This window comes from Streptococcus sp. 27098_8_82 (assembly GCF_041431615.1).
GTDB classification, from domain to species: Bacteria; Bacillota; Bacilli; order Lactobacillales; family Streptococcaceae; genus Streptococcus; species Streptococcus sanguinis_K.
Window position 1 is genome coordinate 27463 of sequence record NZ_JAPVYB010000008.1, and the last position, 25297, is coordinate 52759.

The 25297-nt window shown below is 42.7% G+C and carries 25 protein-coding genes and 1 riboswitch; of the genes, 3 read left to right on the forward strand and 22 right to left on the reverse strand.

The window, feature by feature from the left end; genetic code table 11:
• Positions 1 to 93: 93 nt before the first annotated feature.
• The 14 genes from O3627_RS10135 to mnmA form a co-directional block, all read right to left on the reverse strand.
• Complete coding sequence (locus O3627_RS10135) at positions 94 to 1353, reverse strand: F390 synthetase-related protein (protein ID WP_343092149.1); 1260 nt, start codon at positions 1351 to 1353, stop codon at positions 94 to 96.
• On the reverse strand, positions 1322 to 2149 hold the full coding sequence (locus tag O3627_RS10140; protein WP_185756152.1) for an MBL fold metallo-hydrolase: 828 nt from the start codon (positions 2147 to 2149) through the stop codon (positions 1322 to 1324). Before O3627_RS10140 ends, O3627_RS10135 begins: the two co-directional genes overlap by 32 nt.
• Positions 2124 to 3155, reverse strand: a complete 1032-nt coding sequence (locus tag O3627_RS10145) for an NAD(P)-dependent oxidoreductase (RefSeq protein WP_125382971.1) — start codon at positions 3153 to 3155, stop codon at positions 2124 to 2126. The genes O3627_RS10140 and O3627_RS10145 overlap by 26 nt, the downstream gene beginning before the upstream one ends.
• Before the next feature lie 199 nt (positions 3156 to 3354).
• Entirely contained in the window at positions 3355 to 3966 is a 612-nt protein-coding gene (gene rpsD, locus O3627_RS10150; protein ID WP_002899562.1) for a 30S ribosomal protein S4, read from the reverse strand.
• 262 nt (positions 3967 to 4228) lie between these two features.
• Positions 4229 to 4951, reverse strand: coding sequence for an ABC transporter ATP-binding protein (locus O3627_RS10155; protein WP_125382970.1), 723 nt, complete (start codon positions 4949 to 4951; stop codon positions 4229 to 4231).
• Positions 4951 to 5952 (reverse strand): ABC transporter substrate-binding protein, encoded by a 1002-nt coding sequence (locus O3627_RS10160; protein ID WP_111676859.1) that lies wholly within the window; start codon positions 5950 to 5952, stop codon positions 4951 to 4953. The genes O3627_RS10155 and O3627_RS10160 overlap by 1 nt, the downstream gene beginning before the upstream one ends.
• A 41-nt stretch (positions 5953 to 5993) precedes the next feature.
• Entirely contained in the window at positions 5994 to 6773 is a 780-nt protein-coding gene (locus O3627_RS10165; RefSeq protein ID WP_002918012.1) for an ABC transporter permease, read from the reverse strand.
• A 90-nt stretch (positions 6774 to 6863) separates the two neighbouring features.
• A riboswitch (TPP riboswitch) is annotated at positions 6864 to 6965 on the reverse strand.
• Between the two features lie 84 nt (positions 6966 to 7049).
• Positions 7050 to 7673 carry an HAD family phosphatase gene (locus tag O3627_RS10170; RefSeq protein ID WP_002905662.1) on the reverse strand — a complete coding sequence of 208 codons (624 nt, stop codon included), beginning with the start codon at positions 7671 to 7673 and terminating at the stop codon, positions 7050 to 7052.
• 96 nt (positions 7674 to 7769) lie between these two features.
• A complete protein-coding gene (locus O3627_RS10175) occupies positions 7770 to 8045 on the reverse strand; it encodes a Veg family protein (protein WP_002894239.1) in 276 nt (91 codons plus the stop codon).
• A gap of 2 nt (positions 8046 to 8047) precedes the next feature.
• A complete protein-coding gene (dnaB, locus tag O3627_RS10180; protein ID WP_002894241.1) occupies positions 8048 to 9403 on the reverse strand; it encodes a replicative DNA helicase in 1356 nt (451 codons plus the stop codon).
• 26 nt (positions 9404 to 9429) lie between these two features.
• Entirely contained in the window at positions 9430 to 9882 is a 453-nt protein-coding gene (rplI, locus tag O3627_RS10185) for a 50S ribosomal protein L9 (protein WP_002894242.1), read from the reverse strand.
• A complete protein-coding gene (locus tag O3627_RS10190) occupies positions 9879 to 11900 on the reverse strand; it encodes a DHH family phosphoesterase (protein WP_343092150.1) in 2022 nt (673 codons plus the stop codon). The genes rplI and O3627_RS10190 overlap by 4 nt, the downstream gene beginning before the upstream one ends.
• Positions 11901 to 12057: 157 nt before the next feature.
• The gene (mnmG, locus tag O3627_RS10195; RefSeq protein WP_343092151.1) at positions 12058 to 13965 is read right to left on the reverse strand and encodes a tRNA uridine-5-carboxymethylaminomethyl(34) synthesis enzyme MnmG; all 1908 of its coding nucleotides are present in this window, start codon (positions 13963 to 13965) and stop codon (positions 12058 to 12060) included.
• Between the two features lie 137 nt (positions 13966 to 14102).
• Complete coding sequence (gene mnmA, locus O3627_RS10200; protein ID WP_343092152.1) at positions 14103 to 15224, reverse strand: tRNA 2-thiouridine(34) synthase MnmA; 1122 nt, start codon at positions 15222 to 15224, stop codon at positions 14103 to 14105.
• A gap of 298 nt (positions 15225 to 15522) precedes the next feature.
• On the opposite strand from mnmA, the gene sdaAB reads away from it, so the two are divergent.
• Genes sdaAB through O3627_RS10215 form a run of 3 tightly spaced genes read left to right on the forward strand, consistent with a single transcriptional unit; the run spans position 15523 to position 17774 of the window.
• Positions 15523 to 16194 (forward strand): L-serine ammonia-lyase, iron-sulfur-dependent subunit beta, encoded by a 672-nt coding sequence (gene sdaAB / locus O3627_RS10205; RefSeq protein ID WP_002899403.1) that lies wholly within the window; start codon positions 15523 to 15525, stop codon positions 16192 to 16194.
• Between the two features lie 8 nt (positions 16195 to 16202).
• Entirely contained in the window at positions 16203 to 17075 is an 873-nt protein-coding gene (sdaAA, locus tag O3627_RS10210) for an L-serine ammonia-lyase, iron-sulfur-dependent, subunit alpha (RefSeq protein WP_343092153.1), read from the forward strand.
• 51 nt (positions 17076 to 17126) lie between these two features.
• The gene (locus tag O3627_RS10215) at positions 17127 to 17774 is read left to right on the forward strand and encodes an HAD family hydrolase (RefSeq protein WP_343092154.1); all 648 of its coding nucleotides are present in this window, start codon (positions 17127 to 17129) and stop codon (positions 17772 to 17774) included.
• Between the two features lie 133 nt (positions 17775 to 17907).
• Here O3627_RS10215 and O3627_RS10220 read toward each other — a convergent pair whose 3' ends face one another.
• The 8 genes from O3627_RS10220 to yfmF form a co-directional block, all read right to left on the reverse strand.
• Positions 17908 to 18498, reverse strand: coding sequence for a LysM peptidoglycan-binding domain-containing protein (locus O3627_RS10220; RefSeq protein WP_009659542.1), 591 nt, complete (start codon positions 18496 to 18498; stop codon positions 17908 to 17910).
• A gap of 210 nt (positions 18499 to 18708) precedes the next feature.
• Complete coding sequence (locus O3627_RS10225) at positions 18709 to 19503, reverse strand: energy-coupling factor transporter transmembrane protein EcfT (protein WP_175859198.1); 795 nt, start codon at positions 19501 to 19503, stop codon at positions 18709 to 18711.
• The gene (locus tag O3627_RS10230; RefSeq protein WP_002908343.1) at positions 19496 to 20335 is read right to left on the reverse strand and encodes an energy-coupling factor ABC transporter ATP-binding protein; all 840 of its coding nucleotides are present in this window, start codon (positions 20333 to 20335) and stop codon (positions 19496 to 19498) included. Before O3627_RS10230 ends, O3627_RS10225 begins: the two co-directional genes overlap by 8 nt.
• The gene (locus O3627_RS10235; RefSeq protein ID WP_343092155.1) at positions 20311 to 21147 is read right to left on the reverse strand and encodes an energy-coupling factor ABC transporter ATP-binding protein; all 837 of its coding nucleotides are present in this window, start codon (positions 21145 to 21147) and stop codon (positions 20311 to 20313) included. The genes O3627_RS10230 and O3627_RS10235 overlap by 25 nt, the downstream gene beginning before the upstream one ends.
• 1 nt (position 21148) lies before the next feature.
• A complete protein-coding gene (gene pgsA / locus O3627_RS10240; protein WP_125382957.1) occupies positions 21149 to 21688 on the reverse strand; it encodes a CDP-diacylglycerol--glycerol-3-phosphate 3-phosphatidyltransferase in 540 nt (179 codons plus the stop codon).
• Positions 21689 to 21704: 16 nt separating this feature from the next.
• Complete coding sequence (gene rodZ / locus O3627_RS10245) at positions 21705 to 22559, reverse strand: cytoskeleton protein RodZ (RefSeq protein WP_343092156.1); 855 nt, start codon at positions 22557 to 22559, stop codon at positions 21705 to 21707.
• Between the two features lie 33 nt (positions 22560 to 22592).
• On the reverse strand, positions 22593 to 23888 hold the full coding sequence (gene yfmH / locus O3627_RS10250; protein WP_343092157.1) for an EF-P 5-aminopentanol modification-associated protein YfmH: 1296 nt from the start codon (positions 23886 to 23888) through the stop codon (positions 22593 to 22595).
• Complete coding sequence (gene yfmF, locus O3627_RS10255) at positions 23888 to 25135, reverse strand: EF-P 5-aminopentanol modification-associated protein YfmF (RefSeq protein WP_343092158.1); 1248 nt, start codon at positions 25133 to 25135, stop codon at positions 23888 to 23890. The genes yfmH and yfmF overlap by 1 nt, the downstream gene beginning before the upstream one ends.
• Positions 25136 to 25297: the final 162 nt, after the last annotated feature.

The following is a 25297-nucleotide window of genomic DNA, read 5'->3' on the forward strand; positions in this document are numbered from 1 at the left end:
TCCTTCTTGTCAGACTTGGGGCTGCTCAATAGCTAGGTAAACTGCCAAAGCACTTCAGCCTCTGATTCATATGTTTTTCCACTTGGAGCATTCTTAAGCCCGATAGATACGTTTCAACTTACGGCTTCTGTCCCGCTGATAATCTTCAAAAGAAATAGCCGGCATAAGAAAGTCTTTATCAGTCGCCAAATTCTGAAACTGCTGGATAATCTCGTCTTCTCGCTGCTGACTGCGATGTTCGATAGCAATGGTCAGCGAATAGTCCTGCTTCTGAGCTACCTGATATTCTCCAATCCCATCAACTAAGAGCAGACAGCGGCGGATAAAGTCTGGAAAGACCTCCACCGACTGACCTGCAGCATTTTCAAACATGAAAATATCATCCGAGCGTCCCTCAATCCTGTCAATCCTTGTAAAGACCGAACCGCAGGGGCAAGGTTCAGGATTTTCCACCAAGATATCATTCAGCTCATATTGAAAAATTGGCTGAGAAGTCCGCTTGAAATCCGTAATAATTGGGTAAAAGCGCCTATCATCCAAGTAGTGCTTATCTACATGGACAATATCTTCGTTTAGATGAAGATTGCCGTAGGCACAGCTGCAGGCTAAAAAGCCCTCGGTCGCTTGGTAGACCTGATCCACCATTTTCAGACCAAAACCTGCTTGAATCCTCTGCCGATCTGGCTCTTCCAAAATCTCTGCCACCGATACGACTTTGCTAGGGGCAATCTGCAAATTTCCTGCCTGGACTTGTTTTGCCAGCTCCAAGAGCATTGATGCTGGCGCTACCAAAATCGTCGGCTGGTAAGCATTCAAGCGCTCTACGTGTTCTTCAGCTCCCTGGAAAGTATCAAAATACTCCAGAGAAATCAAGCCTGAATTGACAGTCTGATAGAGTTGGTTGTCTGCCCGAAGAAAGAAGGCGATTTTGTGCCCAAAATGTTTGCCTGTAGGCAGCATCTTGGCCAAGATGGCTGCCGCCCACATACTCCGCTCCTTTTCAGTGGTGACAAATAAACCTCGGTGACCGGATGTCCCCGAAGACAAGCCGACAGCAATTTCTCCTATCATGGGACTGAAATCACGTGTCCGCTCGCTCTCCAGTGCCAAGGCTAGCAACTCATCTCGATCCAGTCCCTGAGTATTGAGCTTATTGAAATGCTCCATCATAAAGGCCTTATTCATCTTAAAATCTGCTGGAATGCCTGATTTAAAATAAGGCGATTCCTGCTGCAGAAATTCCCGATAAGCTGCTAAAGCCTTGACTTGATAGCGTTCCAAGGCCTGTCGATCCTTAAATCGATGCCCCCAGCGCATGACGCTAAAGGTTTTTAGAAATGTTCCTAGTTTCATACAAAATCTGCTCCGCTCTCTCAGCCGGATCATGACTGACTAGCACCTGATAGCCAACAGCAAGTAACTGCCGAAGCAAGGCCACACCGGCCATGTATTCTTCCTTGTTATCTTGGATCAGTGACGGCAAGAAACGCATCTGCTCGGTATACGGCAACAGATCCACGCCCCAGCACAAATCAGCTCCGATAAACAGATGATAATCTGGCAAAAAGAGACAAGCTTGACCAGCAGCATGTCCATCAACTGAGGCCAGATATATACTGCCATCGCCAAACAAGTCAACTGTCTTGCGATAGAGGAATGCTGCTTGGACCTGCTGAGGTTCCACCACTTCCAACCGACTCTCAAAATCCTGCGGAAGAAATTCCTTGAAAATCAAATCCTTAAGCTTGGCATGTTGATACGTTTTGAAGACGGTCTTGGTCAGAATGAAGCGAGCCTTGGGAAAGAAAGCGGCTCCGCCGATGTGATCTGGATGCAAGTGCGACAAGATGACATAAGAAATATCTTCTGGCGCAATTCCTTTTTGCTCAAGCAGACGATCTACACGCTCCTCTTCTGACATATCAACAGGCGTTCCCAGACCATAAAGCCAGTATTTAAAATTGGGCTTCAGAATAGCTGGAGAATAGCCAGTGTCGTAGAGAATATAGCCTTTCTCACGATGCTTCAAGAGGAAAACACCAGCTGGAAAAATCATTTTTTTCTTAGCAACTCCCTTAAACATTTGCTGCAAGTGACTGCTGCAGCGTCCAGGCTGAAGATACTCAATTTTCTCGGTAATGTTGGACATATTTTGCAATCCCTTCACTGATTGTCAACTTGGGTTGATAGCCCAAATCCCTTACTGCTGCTGATATATCCAGCGTTTGACTATAACGCATTAAGTAATAGGTGTAAAGAGTCAGCGGTGGCTCTTTTTCAATATGAAAGAAGCGATAAAAGCTTTCAAATCCCTGTGCCAGAATACCTAGAAAAGCAGCAGGCAACTTAACATAACGTTTACGAACCTGTAAACCATCTAAAGCTTCATCCAGCATATCCTTGAAACTACGGGATTCTCCGTTGGTAATATTGTAAACTTGTCCTTGCGCTTCTGGAATTTCCAAAGCCAGTCGAACAGCAAAGGCCACATTTTCCACACAGGTCATATCCATCATTTGCTGGCCATTTCTGATGAGTGGAATTGCCAATTTTTGGCTCAAGCGCAGAATCCTAGGAAAGATACTGGTATCTCCAATACCAAAAAGCCCTCTAGGACGCAAGATAACCGATGGAACTTGAGGATAACTTCCGACAATCCGCTCAGCCATGAGCTTGCTTTTGATATAGAAATTCAGCTCATTCTCCTGAGGAGCAGCCTCTTCTTTGATAGCGAGTTGATCACGCGCCGCAGCATAAACACTTGGGGAGGAAATATAGACCAGTCTTTGCACTCCAAAATGTCGGCAAGCTTCCATAACCAGCTTGGTTCCTACTACATTAGTCTGATAAAACTGCTCCCATGGTCCCCAAATCGTTGAGAGAGCACCAGCGTGCACCACTGCATCCACTCCTTCGCAGGCTGCAAAAATTTCTTCTTCTCTGGTAAAATCCCCAGCAAAAAACTCTACTAAAGGACCTTCTAACTGCCGACCAGCCTTCAGATTACGACCAAAAGCCCGCACCTGATAGCCTTGTTCAGCCAGCTCTTCAACAACATACTTTCCTAGAAAGCCAGTCGCTCCTGTCACTAGAACCTTCATCGCTACTCCTTTCATACAATTTTCTGTTTGTGTCTTGTCCCCATTATACACCATTTCAGCAAATCTTCCGTAAAAAAGCTGGAAAAAATCTTTACAGAGTGTCTCACCTGATTGGATAGGAGCAGAAAAAATCAGATAATTTCCCAAAACAGCTGTCTCAATCCATTAACATTTTTTTGTTAAAATCAGCTTTATTAGTTCACTGAGAATATTAAAAAAGAAGCCGAGAAACCGACTTCTGAACAAATACAAATTAAAGCATTTTGTTGTAGAATTCAACGATAAGTGCTTCGTTGATTTCTGGGTTGATTTCATCGCGCTCTGGAAGGCGAGTCAATGAACCTTCTAATTTTTCAGCATCGAATGATACGAATGCTGGACGTCCAAGAGTTGCTTCAACAGCTTCAAGGATTGCAGGCACTTTTAATGATTTCTCACGAACTGAGATTACTTGACCTGGAGTTACGCGGTATGATGGGATATCAACACGTTTGCCGTCAACAAGGATGTGACCGTGGTTTACGAATTGACGAGCTTGACGACGAGTAGTCGCAAGACCAAGACGGTAAACAACGTTATCCAAGCGACGCTCCAAGAGAAGCATGAAGTTGAAACCAAGGATTCCTTCTTTGATTTTTGAAGCTTGAACAAACAAGTTACGGAATTGTTTTTCACCTACACCGTAAGTGAAACGAAGTTTTTGCTTTTCAGCCAATTGCAAACCGTATTCTGACAATTTGCTGCGGTTGTTTGGTCCATGTTGACCAGGTACATAGTTACGGCGAGCCAATTCTTTACCTGTACCAGTAAGAGAAAGACCTAAACGACGAGCTTGTTTCCAAGATGGTCCTGTATAACGTGACATAAAAATGTCCTCCTGTAAAATATTTTTGAGGAAATAGTCACTTAGAAAGCCCTGATTCGTGCAGAACATTTTCGCCCAAACAGCTAAGGCTACTTTTATAGCTGATGTTCTGTTGACGAGCTCCATGCTTTCCTGCTGCTATTTCACACAAAGGCTATTGTACCATGAATAAAGTCAAAAGTAAAGGGGCTCATCCAAAAAATCAAGCCAAAAGGCTTGATTAAAGTTGTTTCTTTAAAGCAAAGGAATTCCAACAGTTGCTTCACACTCCTAAAATCCTCAAAATCTCCTGCTTGTATCGCAGCTTCTGCAATTCCTTATCCTCACTGTCTGACCAAGTCAGTTGGAGATCTGCAACGACTTCCCCAGGCCGATTTTTCAGAATATAGATATGGTCGCTGAGAGCCAGAGCTTCCTCGATGCTATGAGTAATGAGAAGAGTCGTCAGACCCAGCCTACGATGAATATCCAGATACCAAGCGTGCAGCTCCATCTTGGTCAACTCATCCAGAGCACTAAAGGCCTCGTCTAGAAGAAATAGCTTGTGACCGAACATATAGGTCCGCAGCAGAGCCACGCGCTGCCGCATCCCCCCGCTCAGCTCATGTGGATACTTGTCTGCCACATCAAAGAGCCCGAACTCCTTCAAAATCTGACTTGCCTGCTCCGTCGCTTCCTTTTTGGATACTTTTCGGATTAGCAGGGGCAAGATGACATTGCCCAGCACCGTCTTGTGCTCCAGCAGCAAGTCTTTCTGCAGCATATAACTCACCCGGCCCTTGGGATTTTCCTGCCCATCTAGGACAATCCTGCCCGACTGGACCTCCAAAATCCCAGCAATTAGATTAAAGAGGGTCGTTTTCCCGACTCCACTAGGCCCTAAAATTGCTACGACCTGGCCTGCTTCTACCTGTAGGCTGATATCTTTCAAAATCTGCTGCTCATCATAAGCATAGCTTATATTTTCAAGTTTAATTTCTGTCATTATTTTATATAATCGTTGCTAAATCCCTTGTCACTCAAGTCATTGTCCACGATACCCTTATCCTTGGCCCATTTGTAAAAGGCATTCCAACGGCTAGCCTCAAACTGACCCCACTTGTCCTTATCTGATGCATATTGCTCGGACAAATATTTTTGAGAAGCCAAGACAAAGTCGCGCTTGTTTTTCAATTCCGGCGCATGCTTGATTAAAATATCCGCTGCTTCTTCAGGGTGCTCCATGGCATATTGATAGCCCTTCTTGATAGCCTGCAGGACCTTTTTCGCCTCGTCCGGATTCTTCTTGAGATAGTCATTATTGGCAATGATCACTGGAGAATAATAGTCAAACTCCTTGACATAGTCCTTCATGTAAAAGAAATTAGTGTCCATGCCTTGCGTCTCTGCCATGATGCCGTCCCAGCCATGATAAATCCAGGCCGCATCAAACAAACCATTTTCAATCGGCGTAATAGAGTTAGAATCGTTGTTAGGAACTTTTTCCACTTCATCAAACTGGCCGCCTTGGCTTTCAACCAAAGTTTTGAGCATGCCTAGCTCCACTGGATCATTCCAAGTGCCGTATTTCTTGCCAGCTAGGTCCTTAGGTCCAGTAATCCCTGAAGACTTCTTGGAAATAATGCCCGAAGTATTATGCTCTACAATGGCTGCAACGGCTGTGATTTCTGCGCCCTTATCCAATTTTTTAGCCATGGAGTCCTGGAAATAAATGCCAAAAGGTGCCTTGCCGTTGATAATCAAATCCGAACTGCTATCTTCAGGCGGCAACTTGATATCCACATCCACGCCTGCTTCCTTGAAGTAGCCCTTTTCTTGAGCCACATAAAGGCCGGTATGGTTGGTGTTAGGTGACCAGTCTAGGATAAAATCAATCTTTTTATCCTTCTTAGCTGACTCCGAGCCTGACTGACTGCAAGCCGCTAGACCAAAGATAGACACGGCAGCTAAACCTGCCAGCAACACTTTATAACTTTTTTTCATCATTATCCTCTTTTCTTTCTTTGGAAAATGGCAGAGCTGAGCTCCTATTTCCACTTAATGACATATTTTTCACTGACAGCCACCAGCTTCATCCCCAGAAGACTGATAACCGAAACCAATATGATAATGGCAAACATGGTGTCGTACTGGAAAAGTTTCTTAGACTGGATCATATAAACACCCAAGCCTTCAAAACCGCCCAGCCATTCAGAAACCACAGTCGTGATGAAGGCATAGGAAACACTGACGCGCAAGCCCGCATAGAAATAAGGCAAACTAGCTGGAATCTTAAAATGCCAGAGAATCTGCCAGCGATTGGCCTGCATAAGCTCAAAGAGAGTCAGAGTATCCCGATCACAATGCCGAAAACCATCCAGAATACTGACGATAATCGGAAAAGTCGTCGTCAGAATAATCAGCACAATCTTGGGCAAAATCCCATAACCCAGCCAGAGAACCAGAATTGGCGCCAAAGCAATGGTCGGAATCGTCTGCACCACGACCATCATGGGGTAGATTAGATCATTGAGCCAGCTCATGCTGTCCATGAGTATAGCTAGTATACAGGCCAAGATGACGCCCAAGACTAAACCCAGCAAGGCTACTTTTAAGGTCGCCCAGCTATGACTTGCTAGAAATCCAGCATCTCTGATAAAGGCCTGACCGATTTCCAGAGGCGTCGGCAGGATAAACTTGGGCAAGAGCTTGAGCCAGCCCATGACCTGCCAGATGACAAGTACACCCAACATACCTAAGAAACCGATTTGCTGTCGCATCAGCCTTTGTAGTGCTTTCATTAGAACAATTTTCCTCCCTTCCTGCATTTTAGCGCTGCAATTTTTCAAGATATCACCATTCGATAAAGATGATAAAAGAAAAGGCCTTTTCCGTATATGGAAAAGGCGCACAAATACCACATTTTTCGGTATGTTTCCTACGCTGGCATTACCCAGATCAGGTGCGGTCGAAGCTTACACTTCCTCTCAGACTGTACACAGACTCCCATATATAGGACTATGATAGCGCAATCATCAGCAAATGTCAAGGTTGGAGCTTGGACTCACTCCTTTTCAACGATAAGTAAAGCAAACGATCATCAATCAGTCAAACTTTCCTTTCGCAGCCAGCAAAGTCTCCATAGCCCTGATATTCTCTGTCTCGCTTGTGGATAAGATGGTTTCAAAGCCCAATTCAGCTGCCGTATCTAAGTTAGCCTGAATATCATCAATGAAGACGGATTCTACTGGATTCAGATTATATTTTTTCAACAGCTTTTGGTAAATCTCTGCTTCTGGCTTGACGACACCGACCTCTGAGGAAAGGATATAGCCCGACAGCAGTGGGTAAATGGGCAACAAACCAGCTTTTTCAATATGATAAAAAATCTCACAAGTGGTTGACAAGATATAGATTCGATAACCTTGATCAGACCATAGCCGAATCCTTTCCTGTAAACCACTGTAAACATGCACAACCTCATACCAGTGATAGAGGATATTCTTAACGGCAGAATGATAGGAGACGTCCAACTGAGCCAGGACTTCCTCACAAGCTTCTTTCAAACTCCGCTCTCCCCTGTCCGTCTGATGCCAGACACCCGACTCAAAAATGACCTGCCTAAGAACCTGCTGCCGCTCTTTCTCAGGTTCAAAATATGTCAAGATTTTCTCAGAATTCCATTCAATCAGAACATTGCCCAAATCAAAAACCAAATTTTTAATCATGATGACCACCTGTTTTCTTTGCTTATCATCCTCTATATAAGTCGATTTGACTGAGGAATTGCTTCAAATATAAGTAAAAAGGCCCACCGGACCTTTCTATTCATCAAAATAACGGATGAGGTTCTTTTCTGTCAAAATGTCAGAATAAGTATAAGACTCTACATAGGTATTAGAGATTTCCCCTGGCTGACCGCCTTCATTGGAATATTCCACGATAAACAAAGACGGATAGACTTCAATCAGACGGCCTTGCTTGCTTTTTTGGCGCTTACGACCGTTTTCCAGTGTCATCTCGACGATTTGTCCTTCATGCGCCTTGATATCTTCTTTGATTTTTTTCATTTTTGCCACATCTGTAAATGCATCACTCATCTTTATTCGTCCTCTCTTTTGGAAATACTTGAGAATTTATTATACTCTTTCTGGAAAATTAACTCTACTGTACCACGCGCCCCACTCCGGTTTTTCTCGATAATGACTTCAACCTTGTTGTTGGGAATGCCTTCTTCCTCCTCACCAGCTCGATCATAATAATCATCCCGGTAAAGGAAGGCAACGATATCCGCATCCTGCTCAATGGAACCTGATTCCCGAATATCAGACAGCACTGGTCGCTTATCCTGCCGCTGCTCCACGCCACGCGAGAGCTGACTCAGCGCAATGACCGGCACCTTGAGCTCCTTCGCCAAGATTTTCAACTGTCGGGAAATTTCCGAAACTTCTTGCTGGCGATTTTCACGACCAGTTCCTGTGATCAGCTGCAGATAGTCAATCAAGACCAGCCCTAGATTGCCCGTTTCCTGGGCCAGTTTTCGAGCCCGCGAGCGAATCTCCGTAATCCGAATCCCTGGTGTATCATCGATATAAATACTAGCATTGGCCAGATTAGCTGTCGCAATGGTATATTTTTGCCACTCTTCATCTGTCAGTTGCCCCGTACGAATGGAATGAGAGTTAATCACCCCTTCAGAAGCCAACATCCGGTCCACCAAGCTCTCCGCCCCCATTTCCAGAGAGAAAATGGCTACAGTCTTATCCAGCTTGGTTCCGATATTCTGAGCAATATTAAGAGCAAAGGCCGTCTTTCCGACCGCTGGCCGAGCCGCCAAAATGATTAATTCTTCCTCATGCAGACCAGTCGTCATCTTGTCCAGCTCACGATAGCCAGTCGCAATCCCAGTGATATCTGATGTCTGCAGAGACCGAGCCTCCAGATTGCCAAAGTTAAGATTCAGCACATCACGGATATTTTTAAAGCCACTGCGGTTGGCTGTTTCGCTGACATCAATCAGAGCTTTTTCAGCTCCAGCGATAATTTCTTCTGACAGCCGGTCACCATCGTAGGCTTGATTGATAGACTCTGTCAGACGCGAAATCAGCCGCCTTAGAATGGCCTTTTCTGCAACGATTTTAGCATAGTATTCAGCATTGGCAGAGGTTGGCACAGAATTGACTACTTCCACCAAGTAGCTGAGACCGCCGATATTCTGCAAGTCACCCTGACTATCCAAAATATTGCGTACAGTCGTTGCATCAATGGCATCCCCACGGTCAGCCAAGTCAATCATAGCCTTGAAAATCAAGCGATTGGCATACTTAAAGAAGTCAGCAGGCTCGATATACTCACGAACAAAGACCAGTTTGCTCTCATCAATGAAAATGGCTCCTAAGACGGACTGCTCCGCTAAAATATCCTGAGGCTGAGCTCGGAGTTCATCAATCTCTGCCATCGGTAAATCCTTCCTTCAAATCACTATTATCCTTCTTTAACCCGCAAACGAATCACCCCAGTTATATCCTGATAAATTTTCACTGGAACATCTATCAGACCAATGGAGCGAATCGGTGAGTCCACCTTAATATGCCGTTTGTCAATTTTAATGCCAAACTGCTTTTGTAGCTCTTCTGCTATTTTCTTGCTGGTAATAGAGCCAAAGGTGCGGCCGTCCGGACCAACTTTTTCAGTAAATTCAACAAGAGTAGCTTCTTCTGCTAACTTAGCCTTAATAGCTTGAGCTTCTGCCACTAGTTCCGCGTGAGCTTTTTCTTCGGACTTTTGCTTGCCGCGCAGTTCTCCGATAGCCTGCGCTGTTGCTTCCTTGGCTAAGTTTTTCTTAATCAGAAAATTTTGAGCATAGCCAGTCGGCATTTCCTTGATTTCGCCTTTTTTGCCCTTGCCTTTTACATCTGCTAAAAAAATTACTTTCATCCTTTTTTCTCCTCGTCTATTATTACTTCCTCTTTAATGACTTGGTCCATAATTTCTTGATTCAGCGACTGAAGGACCTCAGAAACTGTTTTACCTTCAATTTGAGCTGCCGCCAGATTGAAATGACCGCCACCGCCCAGCTTTTCCATAATTCGCTGAACGTTGATTTTGCTACGACTGCGAGCCGAAATAGACACATATCCTTTGGTATTCTTGCTCACGACAAAAGTAGCTTCGATTCCTGACATGGAGAGCATGGTATCAGCTGCCTTACTGATGACAACCGTATCATAAGTGTTCTCCTCTGGACCAGCTGCTACAATGACATTTGGCAAAATCTTCTTGCCGTTTAAAATCAGTTCATTAATCGCACGATAATCCTCAAAATTCGTAGCGGAAATATCTTGAATCACAACACTGTCACTGCCCCGAGTCCGCAGATAGCTGGCCACATCAAAGGTTCGACTGGTGACTCGAGATGAAAATCCTTTGGTGTCAAGCATAATCCCCGCCATGAGAATGCTGGCTTGCATCTTACTGAGACGATTCTTTTTAGAATTCTGGAACTGAATCAGCTCCGTCACCAACTCACTAGCACTGCTAGCCCCACTTTCGATATAGGCAATCACAGCATTTTCCGGAAAATCTTCATCACGACGATGGTGGTCGACTACGATAATCTGACTGAATTGATCAAAGAAATCCTTAGACAAAGTCAGAGATATCTTGGAGTGGTCAACCATAATCAAGAGCGAACGATTGGTCACCATATTTACTGCTTCAGAAAGCGGCACCAGATAGTCAGCCCCTTCCTGCTGGAGCTTTGTAATGGAGCGCTCAATGTCAGAAGCCATCTGGGACGGATCATAGACCACATAAGCTTTCTCAATGATATTACTAGCAAAGAGCTGCATACCAAGAGAAGAACCCAAGGCATCCATATCCAGATTTTTATGTCCGACTACAAAGACCTGATCCACACTCTTAATCTTATCAGAGATTGCAGCCATCATAGCCCGAGTACGGGTGCGCGTGCGCTTAACAGCTGACGCCGTTCCTCCACCAAAGAAGATTGGGTTCATGTTGTCGTTATTTTCTTTGACGACAGCCTGGTCCCCGCCCCGAACTTCAGCTAAGTTGAGGTTAAGCAGGGCAACCCGACCGATTTCATCATGATTGCCATCACCATAAGAAAAGCCCATACTGAGTGTCAGCGACAGCTCTCGATTTTTAGCTTCCGTCCGGAATTGATCAATAATAGAAAATTTATTTTCCATTAGCTGTTCCAGCACCGTGTAATCCGTAAAAAGATAGAAACGATCCATGCCAACCCGACGGTAAAACATGTGAAACTGCTCAGAAAATTCTGCTACGAAGTTGGCCACAAAGCTATTGATATGGCTGATATCTGTGTCAGAAACGACATCCTCCAAATCATCATAATTATCCACCGAGATAATTCCGATCACCGGGCGCGTTGTTACCAGACCAACAGTGGCTTCGTATTCATTGGATGCATCAAAAAAATAAAACACACTGGATGCACGGTCCAAGTAAACCGAATATTTCTTGTCTCCAACCGTAGCATAATGACCAGAATCTGAATAGGCAGCCTTCATGATATTCTTGAGCATATCTGCATCAAAATCACCATCTTCGGTTGTAAAAATCAGTTCCGCATATGGATTAAACCACTCTACATCACCATTATCTTCACTGATTTTAATGACGCCAACTGGCATCTTATCCAGCAAGGAAGCGAGGCTTCCTTCTGCTTGATGATTGACATAATGAATCTGCTCAATCTCATCTAGCTCGGATACTCTCTGTTGCTGGATAAAAAGCACAATCAAAAGAGCCAGCACAAGCATGAGAGCAGCTAGCATGGCCAAACTATCACCAAAAAGCCTCAAACAGATGGCTAAGATTATAAAGGAAATTAGACCCGCCATCGCCAAGTGAATTGGGGCAAAACGAAATTTTTTCATCATAGACCTCTTATTCCGCCATTTTACCATAAATCCTAGAAAAAAGCGAATTTCTCCCAATAAGTAAAGCATTTAAGAAGGGTAAAGGAAGCGAAAAACAGCCTTTCAAAGTTTACAACATTGTAAACCTCTTGTAAATTTACACAAAAAGGCTGCTTCCCAAAGGAAACTAAGCCTTTTACAAGAGTTACTTCGCTTGATTTTTAGAAATGCTTCTGGACTTGCCTTCTAAGTAAACCATCAAAATAGAAATATCTGCTGGATTGACACCAGAAATACGACTAGCCTGCCCAATTGTTTCTGGATTGATTTTCTTAAACTTCTGTCGTGCTTCTGTCGCAATCGAATCAATATCATCCCAGTCAATATTAGCTGGAATGCGCTTCTCTTCCATGCGCTTCATCTTTTCAACCTGATCAAGAGCTTTAGAAATATAGCCTTCGTACTTAATCTCTGTCTCAATCAGCTCGATAATCTTCTCATCAAGCTCCTCTGCAGCCGGACCAATGAACTGAACCGCATCTTGATAAGACACTTCTGGACGCCGCATAAATTCTTTGGCAGTTACTGCATCCGTCAGAGGCTTAAAGCCAAGCTCTTCTACTTTAGCGTTTGTTTCCTTGACAGGTCTTAGTTTGATAGATTCCAAACGCTTCATTTCATTGTCAAATTGATTCTTTTTAATCTCGAAACGAGCCCAGCGCTCATCATCTACAAGACCAATTTCTCGTCCCATCTCTGTCAAACGCATATCGGCATTGTCATGGCGGAGAATCAAACGGTACTCAGCTCGGCTAGTCAAGAGGCGATAAGGTTCTACGGTTCCCTTTGTCACTAAATCATCAATCATGACTCCAATGTAACCATCACTGCGCTTCAAGATTAACTCCGGCTTACCTTGGATTTTCAAGGCCGCATTAATCCCAGCGATAATCCCTTGACCTGCAGCTTCTTCATAGCCAGAAGTTCCATTGGTCTGACCTGCTGTAAAGAGCCCTGAAATTTTCTTAGTTTCCAAGGTTGCCCGTAACTGGTGAGGCATAATCATATCGTACTCAATGGCATAGCCTGTCCGCATCATTTCGGCATTTTCTAGACCCTTGATAGAGTGAACCAAGTCCTTCTGCACATCTTCTGGCAGACTGGTTGACAGCCCCTGCACATAAACTTCTTCCGTATCGCGTCCCTCAGGCTCTAAGAAAAGCTGGTGGCGTTCCTTGTCCGCAAAACGAACGATCTTATCCTCAATAGACGGACAATAGCGAGGCCCCACTCCCTTAACGATACCAGAAAACATAGGCGCTCGATGCAGGTTATTTTGGATAATCTCATGACTTTCCGCATTGGTATAAGTCAACCAACAAGGAACTTGATCTTTCACATAGTCCTCATCACGAGACGTGTAAGAGAAATGATTGGCCTTTTCATCACCTGGCTGAATCTCGGTCACATCATAATTGATAGATGACGCCTTAACACGTGGAGGCGTTCCGGTTTTAAAACGACCAATTTCAAATCCTAGATCACGCAGATTATCTGCCAAAGGAATTGCTGCTAAGCTATGGTTTGGACCAGATGAATACTTGAGATCACCAATAATAATTTCTCCCCGCAAAGCTGTTCCAGTCGTAACAATGACAGCTTTAGCTGCATACTCCTGATGAGTTGCCGTTTTAACCCCAATTACCTTACCATCTTCTACCAAGATTTCATTAATCATGGTTTGCCGCAGAGTCAGATTTTCTTGATTTTCGACAGTCTTCCGCATTTCTTTGGAGTAGACCTCTTTATCAGCCTGAGCACGAAGAGCCCGAACTGCAGGTCCCTTACCCGTGTTGAGCATCTTCATCTGGATATAGCTCTTGTCAATATTCTTGGCCATCTCGCCGCCCAAAGCGTCTACCTCACGAACAACAATGCCTTTAGCAGATCCTCCGATAGATGGATTGCAGGGCATAAAAGCCAGCATCTCAATATTAAGAGTTGCCAGCAGAACTTTACAGCCCATTCGACTGGCTGCCAGAGACGCCTCAACTCCAGCGTGGCCTGCCCCAATCACGACAATATCATAACTTTCAGTAAAATTGTATGTCATTTTCTTTTTCCCTCATTTTTTCACCAAAAAAGGCCAAGTCTCTAGAAGTGCAGGACAAAAAGCCTGCAACATCCATGAGCTTTGACCATCATAGGTATTGCTTATCTTATTTTAGCAAATTATGTTGAATTGTCAATCTAAATGTACTGCAAGACTTGACCATTCTTATAAGCTCTGTCAATCAAGCCACCACCTAAGCACTCATCTCCATCATAGAAGACGACTGCTTGACCTGGTGTAATAGCCCTTTGTGGTTGAGCAAAGTTGACAACAGCCTTTTCACCCTTTACAGTGACTGTCACCTTAGAGTCTGGCTGACGATAGCGGAATTTAGCAGTACATTCCAGTGTAAATTCTTCTGGCATTTCTTTTGTAAAATGAACCTGACTAGCGTCAAGGCTGGTTGACATTAAGTTGTCATGGTAAAAGCCTTGACCCACATAAAGAATATTTTGGCTGAGGTCTTTTCCAACCACAAACCAAGGCTCATTATCTCCGCCGTGCTGACCACCAATTCCAAGACCACCCCGCTGGCCAATAGTATAATACATCAAGCCAGCATGCTGGCCCATATCTCGGCCTTCCAAGGTCATCATGCGACCCGGCTGGGCTGGTAAATATTGACTCAGAAATTCTTTAAAATTCTTCTCACCAATGAAGCAAATACCTGTCGAGTCTTTTTTCTTAGCTGTAGCTAAACCAGCTCTTTCAGCAATTGCTCGAACTTCTGGTTTTTCTAAATGACCCAGAGGAAACATAGTCTTTTGCAGTTGTTCCTGTGATAGTTGGCTTAGGAAGTAAGTCTGATCCTTATTGTTGTCCTTGCCACGCAGCATGTGAACCAAGCCATCTTGGTCTCTCTTCACCTGAGCATAGTGACCCGTTGCAACGTAATCAGCGCCTAGTGTCAAGGCATAGTCAAGGAAGGCTTTAAACTTGATTTCCTTGTTACACATGACATCTGGATTTGGAGTCCTACCAGCTCGGTATTCCGCCAAGAAGTATTCAAAAACACGTTCCCAGTACTCTTTCTCAAAGTTGACAGAGTAGTAAGGAATGCCAATCTGATCTGCAACAGCTGCTACATCCTTGTAGTCTTCTGTGGCTGTGCAGACACCAAATTCGTCTGTGTCGTCCCAGTTTTTCATGAAGATGCCAATCACATCGTAACCTTGTTCTTTCAAGAGCAGAGCAGTTACTGATGAATCAACACCTCCGCTCATACCAACAACGACACGAATCTTAGAGTTATCACTCATTGTGTTCTCCCATCTTTTCGTTATTTCACGATTGAAGGTCGTGCTGTGCTTTCAACGATTGAAGGTCGCTTGAGCAAGCCCTATTATAGCACGAAAAGACTAGGAAAACAAATCAGAAATTTAACTAAAATTAGTAGATGTAAAGAATGTTTACAATGCTGTAAAGTTATTGATTTTCTCTTTTACTTTCCTCTCTAACGAAATTTTATAATATCCACTTTTAATTCATTTAAAAAATCAGCAGAAAGCCCTTAACTTTGTTATAATGAAAATAATAAATTAGCTGCAAGGAGAAATCATGACTTCACTAAGATTTCAATCTGTTTTTGATATTATCGGACCCGTGATGATAGGCCCATCAAGCAGTCATACAGCAGGCGCCGTCCGTATCGGAAAAATTGTCTCCTCTATTTTTAACGATGAGCCTACGGAAGTAGAATTCCAGCTCTTTAACTCTTTTGCCAAAACTTACCGAGGTCACGGAACTGACTTGGCTCTTGTAGCAGGGATTTTAGGTATGGATACAGATGATCCAGAGATTCCTAACAGCCTTGAAATTGCCCATAAACGTGGCATCAAGATTGTCTGGACCATTCAAAAGGATAGCAATGCTCCCCACCCCAATACGACAAAGATTACAGTCAAAAATGACCATAAAACAATCAGTGTGACTGGAGTCTCTATCGGTGGCGGCAACATTCAAGTAACGGAGCTGAATGGATTTTCAGTATCTCTGAGCATGAATACTCCGACCATCATTATTGTCCACCAGGATGTCCCAGGTATGATTGCCCATGTCACTGAAGCTCTATCACGCTACAATATCAATATAGCTCAGATGAATGTCACTCGTGAGAAGGCTGGAGAAAAAGCGATTATGATTATTGAAGTTGACAGCCGCAGCTGTGAGGAAGCCATCGATGAAATTCGCAATATTCCTCATCTGCATAATGTGAATTTCTTTAAATAGGAGAAAATATGTTTTATTCCATCAAAGAATTGGTAGAGCAAGCTGATTTAGATTACCAAGGAAATATTGCTGAATTGATGATTGCTACCGAGTATGAATTGACTGGTCGTGAAAGAGATGAAGTCCTGCGGCTAATGCATCGCAATCTGGAAGTCATGAAAGCCTCTGTCCTTCTTGGACTTGATGAGAGTAAGTCTCGCAGTGGATTGACTGGTGGTGACGCAGCAAAACTTGACCACTATATCCAGTCAGGAAAGGCTTTATCAGACCACACTGTGCTGACTGCTGCAAAAAATGCTATTGCTGTCAATGAGCATAATGCTAAAATGGGCTTGGTTTGTGCAACACCTACTGCCGGCAGCGCTGGCTGTATGCCAGCTGTTCTTACATCTGCCATTGAAAAATTAGGACTCTCAGAAGAAGAACAGCTAAACTTTCTATTAGCCGCAGGTGCTTTCGGCCTCGTCATTGCCAATAACGCCTCAATTTCAGGTGCTGAAGGTGGCTGTCAAGCTGAGGTTGGCTCCGCTTCTGCTATGAGTGCAGCTGCTTTAGTTCTCGCTGCTGGAGGTTCACCTTTTCAAGCCAGTCAAGCTATTTGTTTTGTCATTAAAAACATGCTGGGCTTGATTTGTGATCCAGTAGCTGGTCTGGTCGAAGTGCCTTGTGTCAAGCGAAATGCTATGGGAGCCAGTTATGCCTTTATTGCAGCTGATATGGCTCTTGCAGGAATCGAATCTAAAATTCCTGTTGACGAAGTCATTGACGCCATGTATCAAGTCGGATCAAGTCTGCCTACTGCTTTCAGAGAAACAGCTGAAGGTGGCCTAGCTACAACACCGACAGGTCGCAGACTTTCAAAAGAAATCTTCGGAGAATAACCTTGACAAATTTGTCAAGTAGATTTACTAGATAGTAAACAAGGAGACAAGATGAGTCATTTGAAATATATCTTCTTTGATTTGGATGGAACCCTAGTTGACAGTTCAAAGGGCATCCAAGAATCCTTTGAATACAGCTTCAAACAACTTGGAAAAGAGTGCCCTGAAGAAAGTATTATAAAAAGTTTTATGGGGCCGCCTCTGGAAGTAAGCTTCGCCTCCGTTCTTGAAGAAAGGCAAGTTCCAGAAGCGATTAACTATTATCGTAGCTTCTATAAGGAAAAAGGCATCTGGGGCGTTCGCCTCTATGAAGGGATACCAGAATTGCTGACACAGTTAAAAGAAGCCGGCTATCAGATTTATGTAACAACAAGTAAAAATCAACCCACAGCACAAGATTTATTAGCAAATCTAGCCATCTCTGAGCAATTCGATGATATTTTTGGCTCACTGCCAGATTCATTTCACAAAGCAGATGTGCTGCGCCGAGCTCTGCGAACACTAGATGCAAATCCAGAAGAAACCATAATTATAGGCGATACAAAGTTTGATATAATTGGCGGTAAAGAAGTAGGAATCTCAACTCTGGGAGTCCTTTGGGGCTTTGGCAACCAAAAAGAGTTACTAGAAAACGGAGCAGATTTGCTGGCTAATTCTCCCAAGCACATTTTAAAAATATTGAACGAACACTTTTCATAACTTTACACATTTGTCGATCTAGATAAGATTGTTCCCTTTAAATCTTTATCTACACTATCATTTTCTGCTTATAAATTGTCAACTTTATGTAAACCAAAAAACCACAGAAATCTGTGGTTTTTTTATTTCTATCTTAGTAACCCCAAGCTGAAAGTCCTTGAGCACTGTAGGCACTATATGCTGATTGGATTTGATCATCAACAGTAGCCGTTGATCCCCAACCTGGCATCGTTTGGAAAAGACCACTAGCACCAGATGCGTTGTAAGCATCTACTTGACCATTTGATTCACGAGCAATGATAGCTTCCCAAGTTGATGCAGGAACACCTGTCATCTCTGCCATACGTGATGCTGCATAAGAACCAGTTGCACCAGCGGTATTACCATTGCTAAGTACAAGGCCTCCTGAAGTTGCTGCTGAATTAGCTGTTGCTGCAGGTGCTGCATAATTATTTACGGGAGTTGCAGTTGCTGCTACGCTTGTTTCAGACGTTTTGGCACTATTTCCAAGTTCCAAGATTTGACCAACACGGATGTGATTTGGATCTGCAATCTTGTTTAACTCTACTAATTTCTCAAGAGTTGTATTTTTTTCGTTAGCAATAGCTGATAAAGTATCACCGGCTTCAACTGTATAGGTCTCGGCATTCGCAATACCTGAAACCAAGAAAGCCGCTGCAGCGACTGCACCTGTTAAAGTCCATTTTGCTGTTTTTTTGTTCATTAAAAAGTAATTCTCCTTTCGGTGATAATACTATCTTACACATAAAATATTACCAAAAAGTTACATTACCAAGTCAAACGTTACAAGAACATTTAGTTTAGACGTTAAAAACAGACTTTTAGAGCTTTTCCCCCAAATATTTTCTTTGACCAAGCAAAAAATAGACAAGTTCAACTTATACTATTCTCTAAAAACACTTTAAACAGTAGGTCAGTTTTTCAATATATAAAGCAGAATACCTAATATAAGTAAGCTAATAATAGCCAAGCTGTCATTTTTTTTCCATGCCAAACGGCGAAAACGTGTCCGACCTTCACCTCCATTATAGCCGCGCGCTTCCATGGCAATTGCTAGAGCGTCTGCCCTTTTAAAACTGGAAGCAAACAAAGGGATTAGAATGGGAATAATAGATTTAACTTTTTGAACAAGCTTTCCCTCGCCAAAGTCAACACCACGCGCCCTCTGGGCGTTCATAATCCGAGTAGTATCATCCATCAAAGTTGGAACGAAGCGCAGGCTCATAGAGAGCATCAGACCAATCTCATGTGCTGGCACCTTGAAAACCTTCAGAGGCTTCAGCAAAGACTCAACCGCATCGGACAAGCTTAAGGGCGTCGTTGTCAGAGTCAGAAGAGTAGAAAAGAAAATAATCAGAATAAAGCGGCTAAAAATAATGCCAGCCTGTGACAGTCCTAGTTCTGTAATTCTGACAAAAGCGAATCGGAAGATTGTGGCCCCTCCAGAGGTCAAAAACAGCTGGAACAAGGTGGTAAAAGCTATGATAAACACCATAGACTGGATACCCTTTAAAAAGAACTTCAAAGGAACCTTAGACAGCAAGACCAGACTAAAAACGAAAACAAACAACAGCAGATTGGTCACAAGATTATTAGCCCAGAAAATTAATAGAATAAAAAGAAACATCGCCAGCAACTTGCTCCGCGGATCCAAACGATGGATGATTGAATTTCCGGGAATATAGCGACCTAAAATCAACTTATCCATGCAAGATCTCCTTGAATTCTTCAATTGTAATAGGATAGTGCGAGAAGGTCATCCCTTTTTCCGCCAATTCGTGAGCAAATTTTGTAATCTTAGGAACACCCAATTGAATACTCTCCATAAAATCAAGATCCTGAAAGACCTGAGCAGGCTGACCGCTCTTGACGACTCTGCCCTTATCTAAAACATAGACTGTATCAGCAAAGTTGGCTACATCATCCATTAGGTGAGTTACCAAAACAATGGTCATACCGGCACGATGCAGCTCTTCAAAGAGCCTCATCAGTTCTTTTCGACCGGATGGATCAAGTCCTGCTGTCGGCTCATCCAAAACCAAGATATCGGGCTCCATGGCTAGTATACCAGCGATGGCTACCCTGCGCATCTGGCCACCAGAAAGTTCGAAAGGACTGCGATTGAACAAATCCTCAGAAATCCCGACCAAGTGCAGCTTTTCACGCGCCAAAGCTTCCGCTTCTTCCTTAGAAACACCAAAATTCTGAGGACCAAAAGCCACATCTTTCAAAACTGTTTCATCAAAAACTTGACTTTCTGGAAATTGAAAGACCAGACCGACCTTCTTGCGTACCTGTTTAATGTCTTTATTGACGGAATCAGCTGTGATGACTGTACTGCCTACTTCAACACTGCCCTGATTGGGAACCAGCAAGCCATTTAAAAGCTGGAGAATGGTTGACTTACCGCTGCCTGTATGGCCGATAAGAGCGGTATAGCTGCCGGATTTTATCTCCAAATCCACCCCAAAAAGCGCTGGTCCCTCAAAAGGGGTGCCAGCTTGATAAGTATAACTTACATTTTTGAGAGTAATGCCCATAGTTGATCCTGCAATTCTTTTTCTGTTAAGTAAGAGTCTGGCAGAGGAAGCCCTGACTGACGCAAAGCCGTCTTTACCTGATTAACAAATGGCTGATCCAATCCTAGCTCTTCTAAATCTTCTCGAGAAAAAAGTTCTCTCGGGGTAGCGGTAGATTCAACCTGACCCTTTTTCATGACCAAAACACGGTCGCTTAAGGCTATTTCATCCAGGTCATGAGTGATAGAAATGACGGTCAGTTGATTACTATCTTTAATTTTTTTCACGGTCTGGATAAGATCCAAACGTCCCTCTGGATCTAGCATGCTAGTTGCTTCATCCAAAATAATAATATCCGGTCTCAGAGCTACTACACCTGCAACAGCTACCCGCTGTTTCTGACCTCCGGAAAGACGAGCTGGTTCACGCTCCTTAAAATCCTGCATACCGACAAGCTCCAATGCTTGCTGAACTCTCTCTACCATCAGTTCATAATCCAGCCCTTGATTTTCCAAACCAAAGGCTACATCGTCTTCTACAGTTGCTCCGACAAACTGATTATCTGGATTTTGGAATACCATACCAATCTGTCGACGCTTTTCCCAGACGTTTTCAGCTGTTAGCTTATCGCCTGAGATAATAATATCTCCGCTTTCCGCTTCTAAAAGACCGTCAATCAAACGAACAGTGGTTGATTTTCCACTGCCATTATGACCGACAATAGACAGCCATTCCCCTTTTTTTACTTGAAAAGAGACATCATTTAAAGTGTAATTCTCAGACTCACTATCGTATTTGTACTTAAGATTTCTTACTTCGATGATATTTTCCATATTATTTAAAGGTGTCTTTAAAGAGATAGGCACTTCCCTTGAAGTAGTCATATCCAGAATAAATCGTAAAGATTAAAGCAATATACAGAAGGATTTGCCCTAAGAGAGTCCAATGAATCAGTAGAAAAATAATAGCAAACATCTGCGTGAAGGTCTTGATTTTACCTGGCATAGCAGCTGCTAAGACTGTCCCTCCTGTTTCCACTAAAAGCAAGCGCAGACCTGTTACTGCCAATTCCCGGCAAATAATAATAGCCACAACCCAGGCAGGAGCCATTTTCATCTCGATCAACATGATAAAAGCAGACATCACTAAAAGCTTATCAGCCATGGGATCAGCAAATTTACCAAAGTTTGTTACCACTTCCCACTTTCGAGCCAAATAACCATCTAGATAATCAGTTATACTAGCAAAAGCAAAGATAAAAGCTGCCAAAATATGCATGATGGAAGAATGACCGAATGTTAAAATCACAACAAATACAGGGATTAAAGCAATCCTGACAAGAGTTAAGGCATTTGGAATATTTTCTTTTTTCATGGGATTCCCTTCGTTTTTATTCTTTCGTAATGTTCAAACTAATGGTTCCACTATCGCTAGTCAAAGCCGAAGTATCTAGTTTTTTTCCCTCTATCGTCACAGTTGCTCCTTTAACTGGTGCTAACGTTATAAGATACTTATTGCCTGGCTCAAGAGCAACCGTCTGGCTTGATTTTTCAGGAGATAAGGTGATGCCTTCGGCTAGTTCTGAATCGCTTATGCTTACCAAATTGGTCGTTTGCTCCACAGAAACGGTCACTTTGACAGGCTGACTTGCTCCGCTGTACTCAGCAATCAAATTCTCTCCGCTTCCACCAACTGTCAATTTGCCAGCTGAGGAAGAAACTGACTTAGAATCAGCCGAAGAAAAGGAACTCTTCTGACTGTTAGTGCTTGTAGAGGAAACCAGACTATAATTGTTATCAGATGCTTTGAAACTTACCGAATTGGTGTGAGCATAGCTCCAAATATAGTATGCCACGAAAGCTGCAATAGCTGAAGCCAATAAGAGAAAATAGAACAAGGGCAGAAAAGAGCTTTTATTTTTATTTTTTCTGCTCCTAAATTCCTCATCTGCTGCCAGTGCCACTTCATCAAAGACTATCATCTCACCAGCTTCGTAAGCCTCCAGAATAATAGATTCATCCAAATCTACAGCCCAAGCATATTTCCGCAAGAAGCTACGGGCATAGAAAGGACTAGGAAGCAAATCATAGTCATTTCGTTCCAGCGCTTCTAACAAATCCTGCTGGATATCTGTCTTTTTTGACAATTCCTCTAAGCTCAGCCCTTGATTGGTCCGGGCAAGCTTCAACACTTCTCCTATCGTTTTTTTTCTCATACGTACTTTTCCCTTTTTTCTATTCTTCACTATTTTAACAAAATTTTAAAAACGATTCTGGAATTATTTTGGAAAAATAGTAAAATCTGTCATATCACACTGATCGATAAATCGATGACCTAGTTTTATCACATCATTCAAGCTGATATCCTGTAAAATTTTCGGCAAATCAAACAGATTCTCACCCGTCAAATGCGGTTCATATTGGGTTGCAATATACTCAAGCGAGTTTAAACCATGCAGAAAATCACCAAACATCTCACTTTTAATCGTATCCAAATGCTCTTCTGTCACATCTGGATCCTTATCAAAATTCTTGATGGCTGAGCGAAATTGATGAGAAAGTCCCACCGGCTCCTGAGTGTCCATCGTCAGCATGACAAAGTGAAAATCTTTTTCTACTTCCACTTCCAGCGTTAAAGAATTATCCATTTTCCCACTTTCATAGAGGGATTGGAAACGCTTGGAAGTCCAGCCAAACATCATGGCAAATAAAAGTTTCAAAGTGATTTTATAGCGATACAACTCCGATTCATCAACAAAGTCTGTACCTCGAATCCCAACTGCCAGTTTTGGACTAGCCACCTCCATTCGGTAGGTATCTGTTGATACCACTGGGTGAAGGCTAACAGGAATTTTTTCAATCGGTTCCGAACTCCCAGCAAAAACTAGTTTTTCCTGCTGTTCAGCAATCTCAGCAGCCATCTGTTCCAAATCAAAATTACCAATTACAAACAAAGTCATATTAGAGGGATGATAAAAGTTACTGAAATTTTCCTTCAAATTTTCGACGGTAATCTCAGAGATAGACTCTTTCGTTCCTGCAATGTCTTCTGCCAGAGGTGTTTGAGGATAGAGATTGGCCAAGGCTCCAAAAAAGAGACGATAATCTGGATTATCCTGGTACATTTCAATTTCTTGGCCGATAATATCCTGTTCCCGCAAAATGGATTCTTTTGTGAAATCAGCCCGATGCACAAGTTCTTGCAAAAGCTGTAAATTTTCTGAAATGTTATCCGTTGCAGAAAACAGATAGCTGGTCCGAGTAAAGCTTGTAAAGGCATTGCTCTCAGCCCCTAATTTAGTAAATTCCAGCAGCAAATCCTTTCCCTGCGGGCCTTCAAAAAGCTTATGTTCCAAAAAATGAGCTATTCCCGCTGGATATTGAGTGACCTGCTTGGTTTCACGTGAAACAATCCCTGTATCCACTGAACCAAAATTAGTTGAGATAATCCCATAAGTTTCATTAAAATCATTTTTAGGCAGAAGAAAAACACGCAAACCATTTGCCAAGACTGTCTGATAGACAGTTTCTCCCACTGCTGAATAATTGATTTTTTCTAGCACTTCTCCCTGCATTATTTTCCTTCCATAAAGTAAATAGCTTGTAATTTTAAGAGACCAGCTGCTTTGATAATATCATCCTTACGAACCTGTTCCAAAGCTTCCAGCCAAGCTTCAAGAGATAAGAATTTTTTCCCTAAAACAGAAGCCATATAAGCTCTCTCTAAGATTGTATTCTGTCGATCCTGAGCTAACAATACTGAATTTCTCAGCATTTTCTTGGTTTGATTCAGTTCTTCCTGACTAAAATTTCCGCGCTTCAAATCAACAATCTGTCGATTGATTAAAGCAACTGTTCTGGTCCGATTGCTGCGGTCAATACCAGCGTAAATCCGCATCATTCCTGAAAAAATATCAAAATTGCTAGAAATTGTATAAGCTAGCCCTTCCTTTTCACGAAGATTGACAAATAATTTCGAATGGGCAAAGCCACCTAGCAAAGCATTTAAAACAACCAAAGGCAGGTGTTCACTCTCTCCGTACTGAATAGGGAAGTGATAACCCAACTCAATAATCGACTGATACACGTCCTTCTGCTCCAGTCCTTCTCGCAAAACATTGGAATATTCTTGCTGATAAACTAACTGAAGTTCTTGTTGGCGAGGTGCAAAATTGAAAGATTGAATTTTCTCCCGAACAGCCACTTCATTAAAGTCCCCAATAAAGAAAAAGTCAATCTGATTTTCCTTAAGCATCTGCTGAAAAGTAGCAAAACTGCTTGCAGCTGTCTCTTTCTGGATTAATTCAATCGTCCCAACACGAGGCATCTGCATTTCCTCGACTTCATAAAAGAGTTTATCTAATTCTCGATGAGCATGATAAAAATGATTCTCAATTTCTGCTTCCAAATCATTCAAGATATTTTTCTTCTCAATTTCAAAAGCAGATTCATCAAAAGCGTCCTGACTTACCAATGGAGAAAACAAGCTGGCTTTCAAAAAATCAAGCATAACATCTGTTAAGACATTCTTACGACTCAAAAATTTATCCCGCACAAAAGAAAGATTGATATCTAAATAATGGACCAACCCTCTCCTTGAAAGACTCGTAGAATAATCAGCACCATACAAATTGGCCAAACGTTCTCTGAAAGCCTGTGAAGTAGGATAAACCGCATTGACAGTCTCTAGCATGCTGGCTGTTAAAACCCGACCAGCTACTGTTTCTTTGGACATAGGCGCTGAAAAACGAACCCTAATTTTGTTTGTTTTAAATTTTTCTGATTGAATAAAATGGAGACGAACTCCTTTAGTGATTTCCATGACGCCCCTCATACTGAATAATATAGACTACTATTATATCATGAAATGCCTCTGATTTGTTTGTTCTACCAAGCTTTTTGCTGATTAAAACGTTTTCTGATAACAGGAGAAAATTTCCGAATTTTATCCAAAGCACCTCAGCACTTTTTACTAACAAATATG

Excerpts from the sequence above, each read along its gene's own strand:
- mnmA (WP_343092152.1), bottom strand. The coding sequence starts at position 15,224 with ATGAGTGATAACTCTAAGATTCGTGTCGTTGTTGGTATGAGCGGAGGT.
- O3627_RS10225 (WP_175859198.1), bottom strand. The coding sequence starts at position 19,503 with ATGGATAAGTTGATTTTAGGTCGCTATATTCCCGGAAATTCAATCATC.
- O3627_RS10170 (WP_002905662.1), bottom strand. The coding sequence starts at position 7,673 with ATGATTAAAAATTTGGTTTTTGATTTGGGCAATGTTCTGATTGAATGG.
- O3627_RS10190 (WP_343092150.1), bottom strand. The coding sequence starts at position 11,900 with ATGGTAAAATGGCGGAATAAGAGGTCTATGATGAAAAAATTTCGTTTT.
- yfmH (WP_343092157.1), bottom strand. The coding sequence starts at position 23,888 with ATGCAGGGAGAAGTGCTAGAAAAAATCAATTATTCAGCAGTGGGAGAA.
- O3627_RS10220 (WP_009659542.1), bottom strand. The coding sequence starts at position 18,498 with ATGAACAAAAAAACAGCAAAATGGACTTTAACAGGTGCAGTCGCTGCA.
- mnmG (WP_343092151.1), bottom strand. The coding sequence starts at position 13,965 with ATGACATACAATTTTACTGAAAGTTATGATATTGTCGTGATTGGGGCA.
- dnaB (WP_002894241.1), bottom strand. The coding sequence starts at position 9,403 with ATGGCAGAGATTGATGAACTCCGAGCTCAGCCTCAGGATATTTTAGCG.
- O3627_RS10155 (WP_125382970.1), bottom strand. The coding sequence starts at position 4,951 with ATGACAGAAATTAAACTTGAAAATATAAGCTATGCTTATGATGAGCAG.
- O3627_RS10160 (WP_111676859.1), bottom strand. The coding sequence starts at position 5,952 with ATGATGAAAAAAAGTTATAAAGTGTTGCTGGCAGGTTTAGCTGCCGTG.
- sdaAB (WP_002899403.1), top strand. The coding sequence starts at position 15,523 with ATGACTTCACTAAGATTTCAATCTGTTTTTGATATTATCGGACCCGTG.
- sdaAA (WP_343092153.1), top strand. The coding sequence starts at position 16,203 with ATGTTTTATTCCATCAAAGAATTGGTAGAGCAAGCTGATTTAGATTAC.
- O3627_RS10145 (WP_125382971.1), bottom strand. The coding sequence starts at position 3,155 with ATGGTGTATAATGGGGACAAGACACAAACAGAAAATTGTATGAAAGGA.
- O3627_RS10165 (WP_002918012.1), bottom strand. The coding sequence starts at position 6,773 with ATGCAGGAAGGGAGGAAAATTGTTCTAATGAAAGCACTACAAAGGCTG.
- O3627_RS10215 (WP_343092154.1), top strand. The coding sequence starts at position 17,127 with ATGAGTCATTTGAAATATATCTTCTTTGATTTGGATGGAACCCTAGTT.
- rpsD (WP_002899562.1), bottom strand. The coding sequence starts at position 3,966 with ATGTCACGTTATACAGGACCATCTTGGAAACAAGCTCGTCGTTTAGGT.
- O3627_RS10140 (WP_185756152.1), bottom strand. The coding sequence starts at position 2,149 with ATGTCCAACATTACCGAGAAAATTGAGTATCTTCAGCCTGGACGCTGC.
- yfmF (WP_343092158.1), bottom strand. The coding sequence starts at position 25,135 with ATGGAAATCACTAAAGGAGTTCGTCTCCATTTTATTCAATCAGAAAAA.
- O3627_RS10175 (WP_002894239.1), bottom strand. The coding sequence starts at position 8,045 with ATGAGTGATGCATTTACAGATGTGGCAAAAATGAAAAAAATCAAAGAA.
- pgsA (WP_125382957.1), bottom strand. The coding sequence starts at position 21,688 with ATGAAAAAAGAAAATATTCCAAATGCCTTAACTCTTGTCAGGATTGCT.
- rplI (WP_002894242.1), bottom strand. The coding sequence starts at position 9,882 with ATGAAAGTAATTTTTTTAGCAGATGTAAAAGGCAAGGGCAAAAAAGGC.
- O3627_RS10135 (WP_343092149.1), bottom strand. The coding sequence starts at position 1,353 with ATGAAACTAGGAACATTTCTAAAAACCTTTAGCGTCATGCGCTGGGGG.
- O3627_RS10230 (WP_002908343.1), bottom strand. The coding sequence starts at position 20,335 with ATGGGCATTACTCTCAAAAATGTAAGTTATACTTATCAAGCTGGCACC.
- O3627_RS10235 (WP_343092155.1), bottom strand. The coding sequence starts at position 21,147 with ATGGAAAATATCATCGAAGTAAGAAATCTTAAGTACAAATACGATAGT.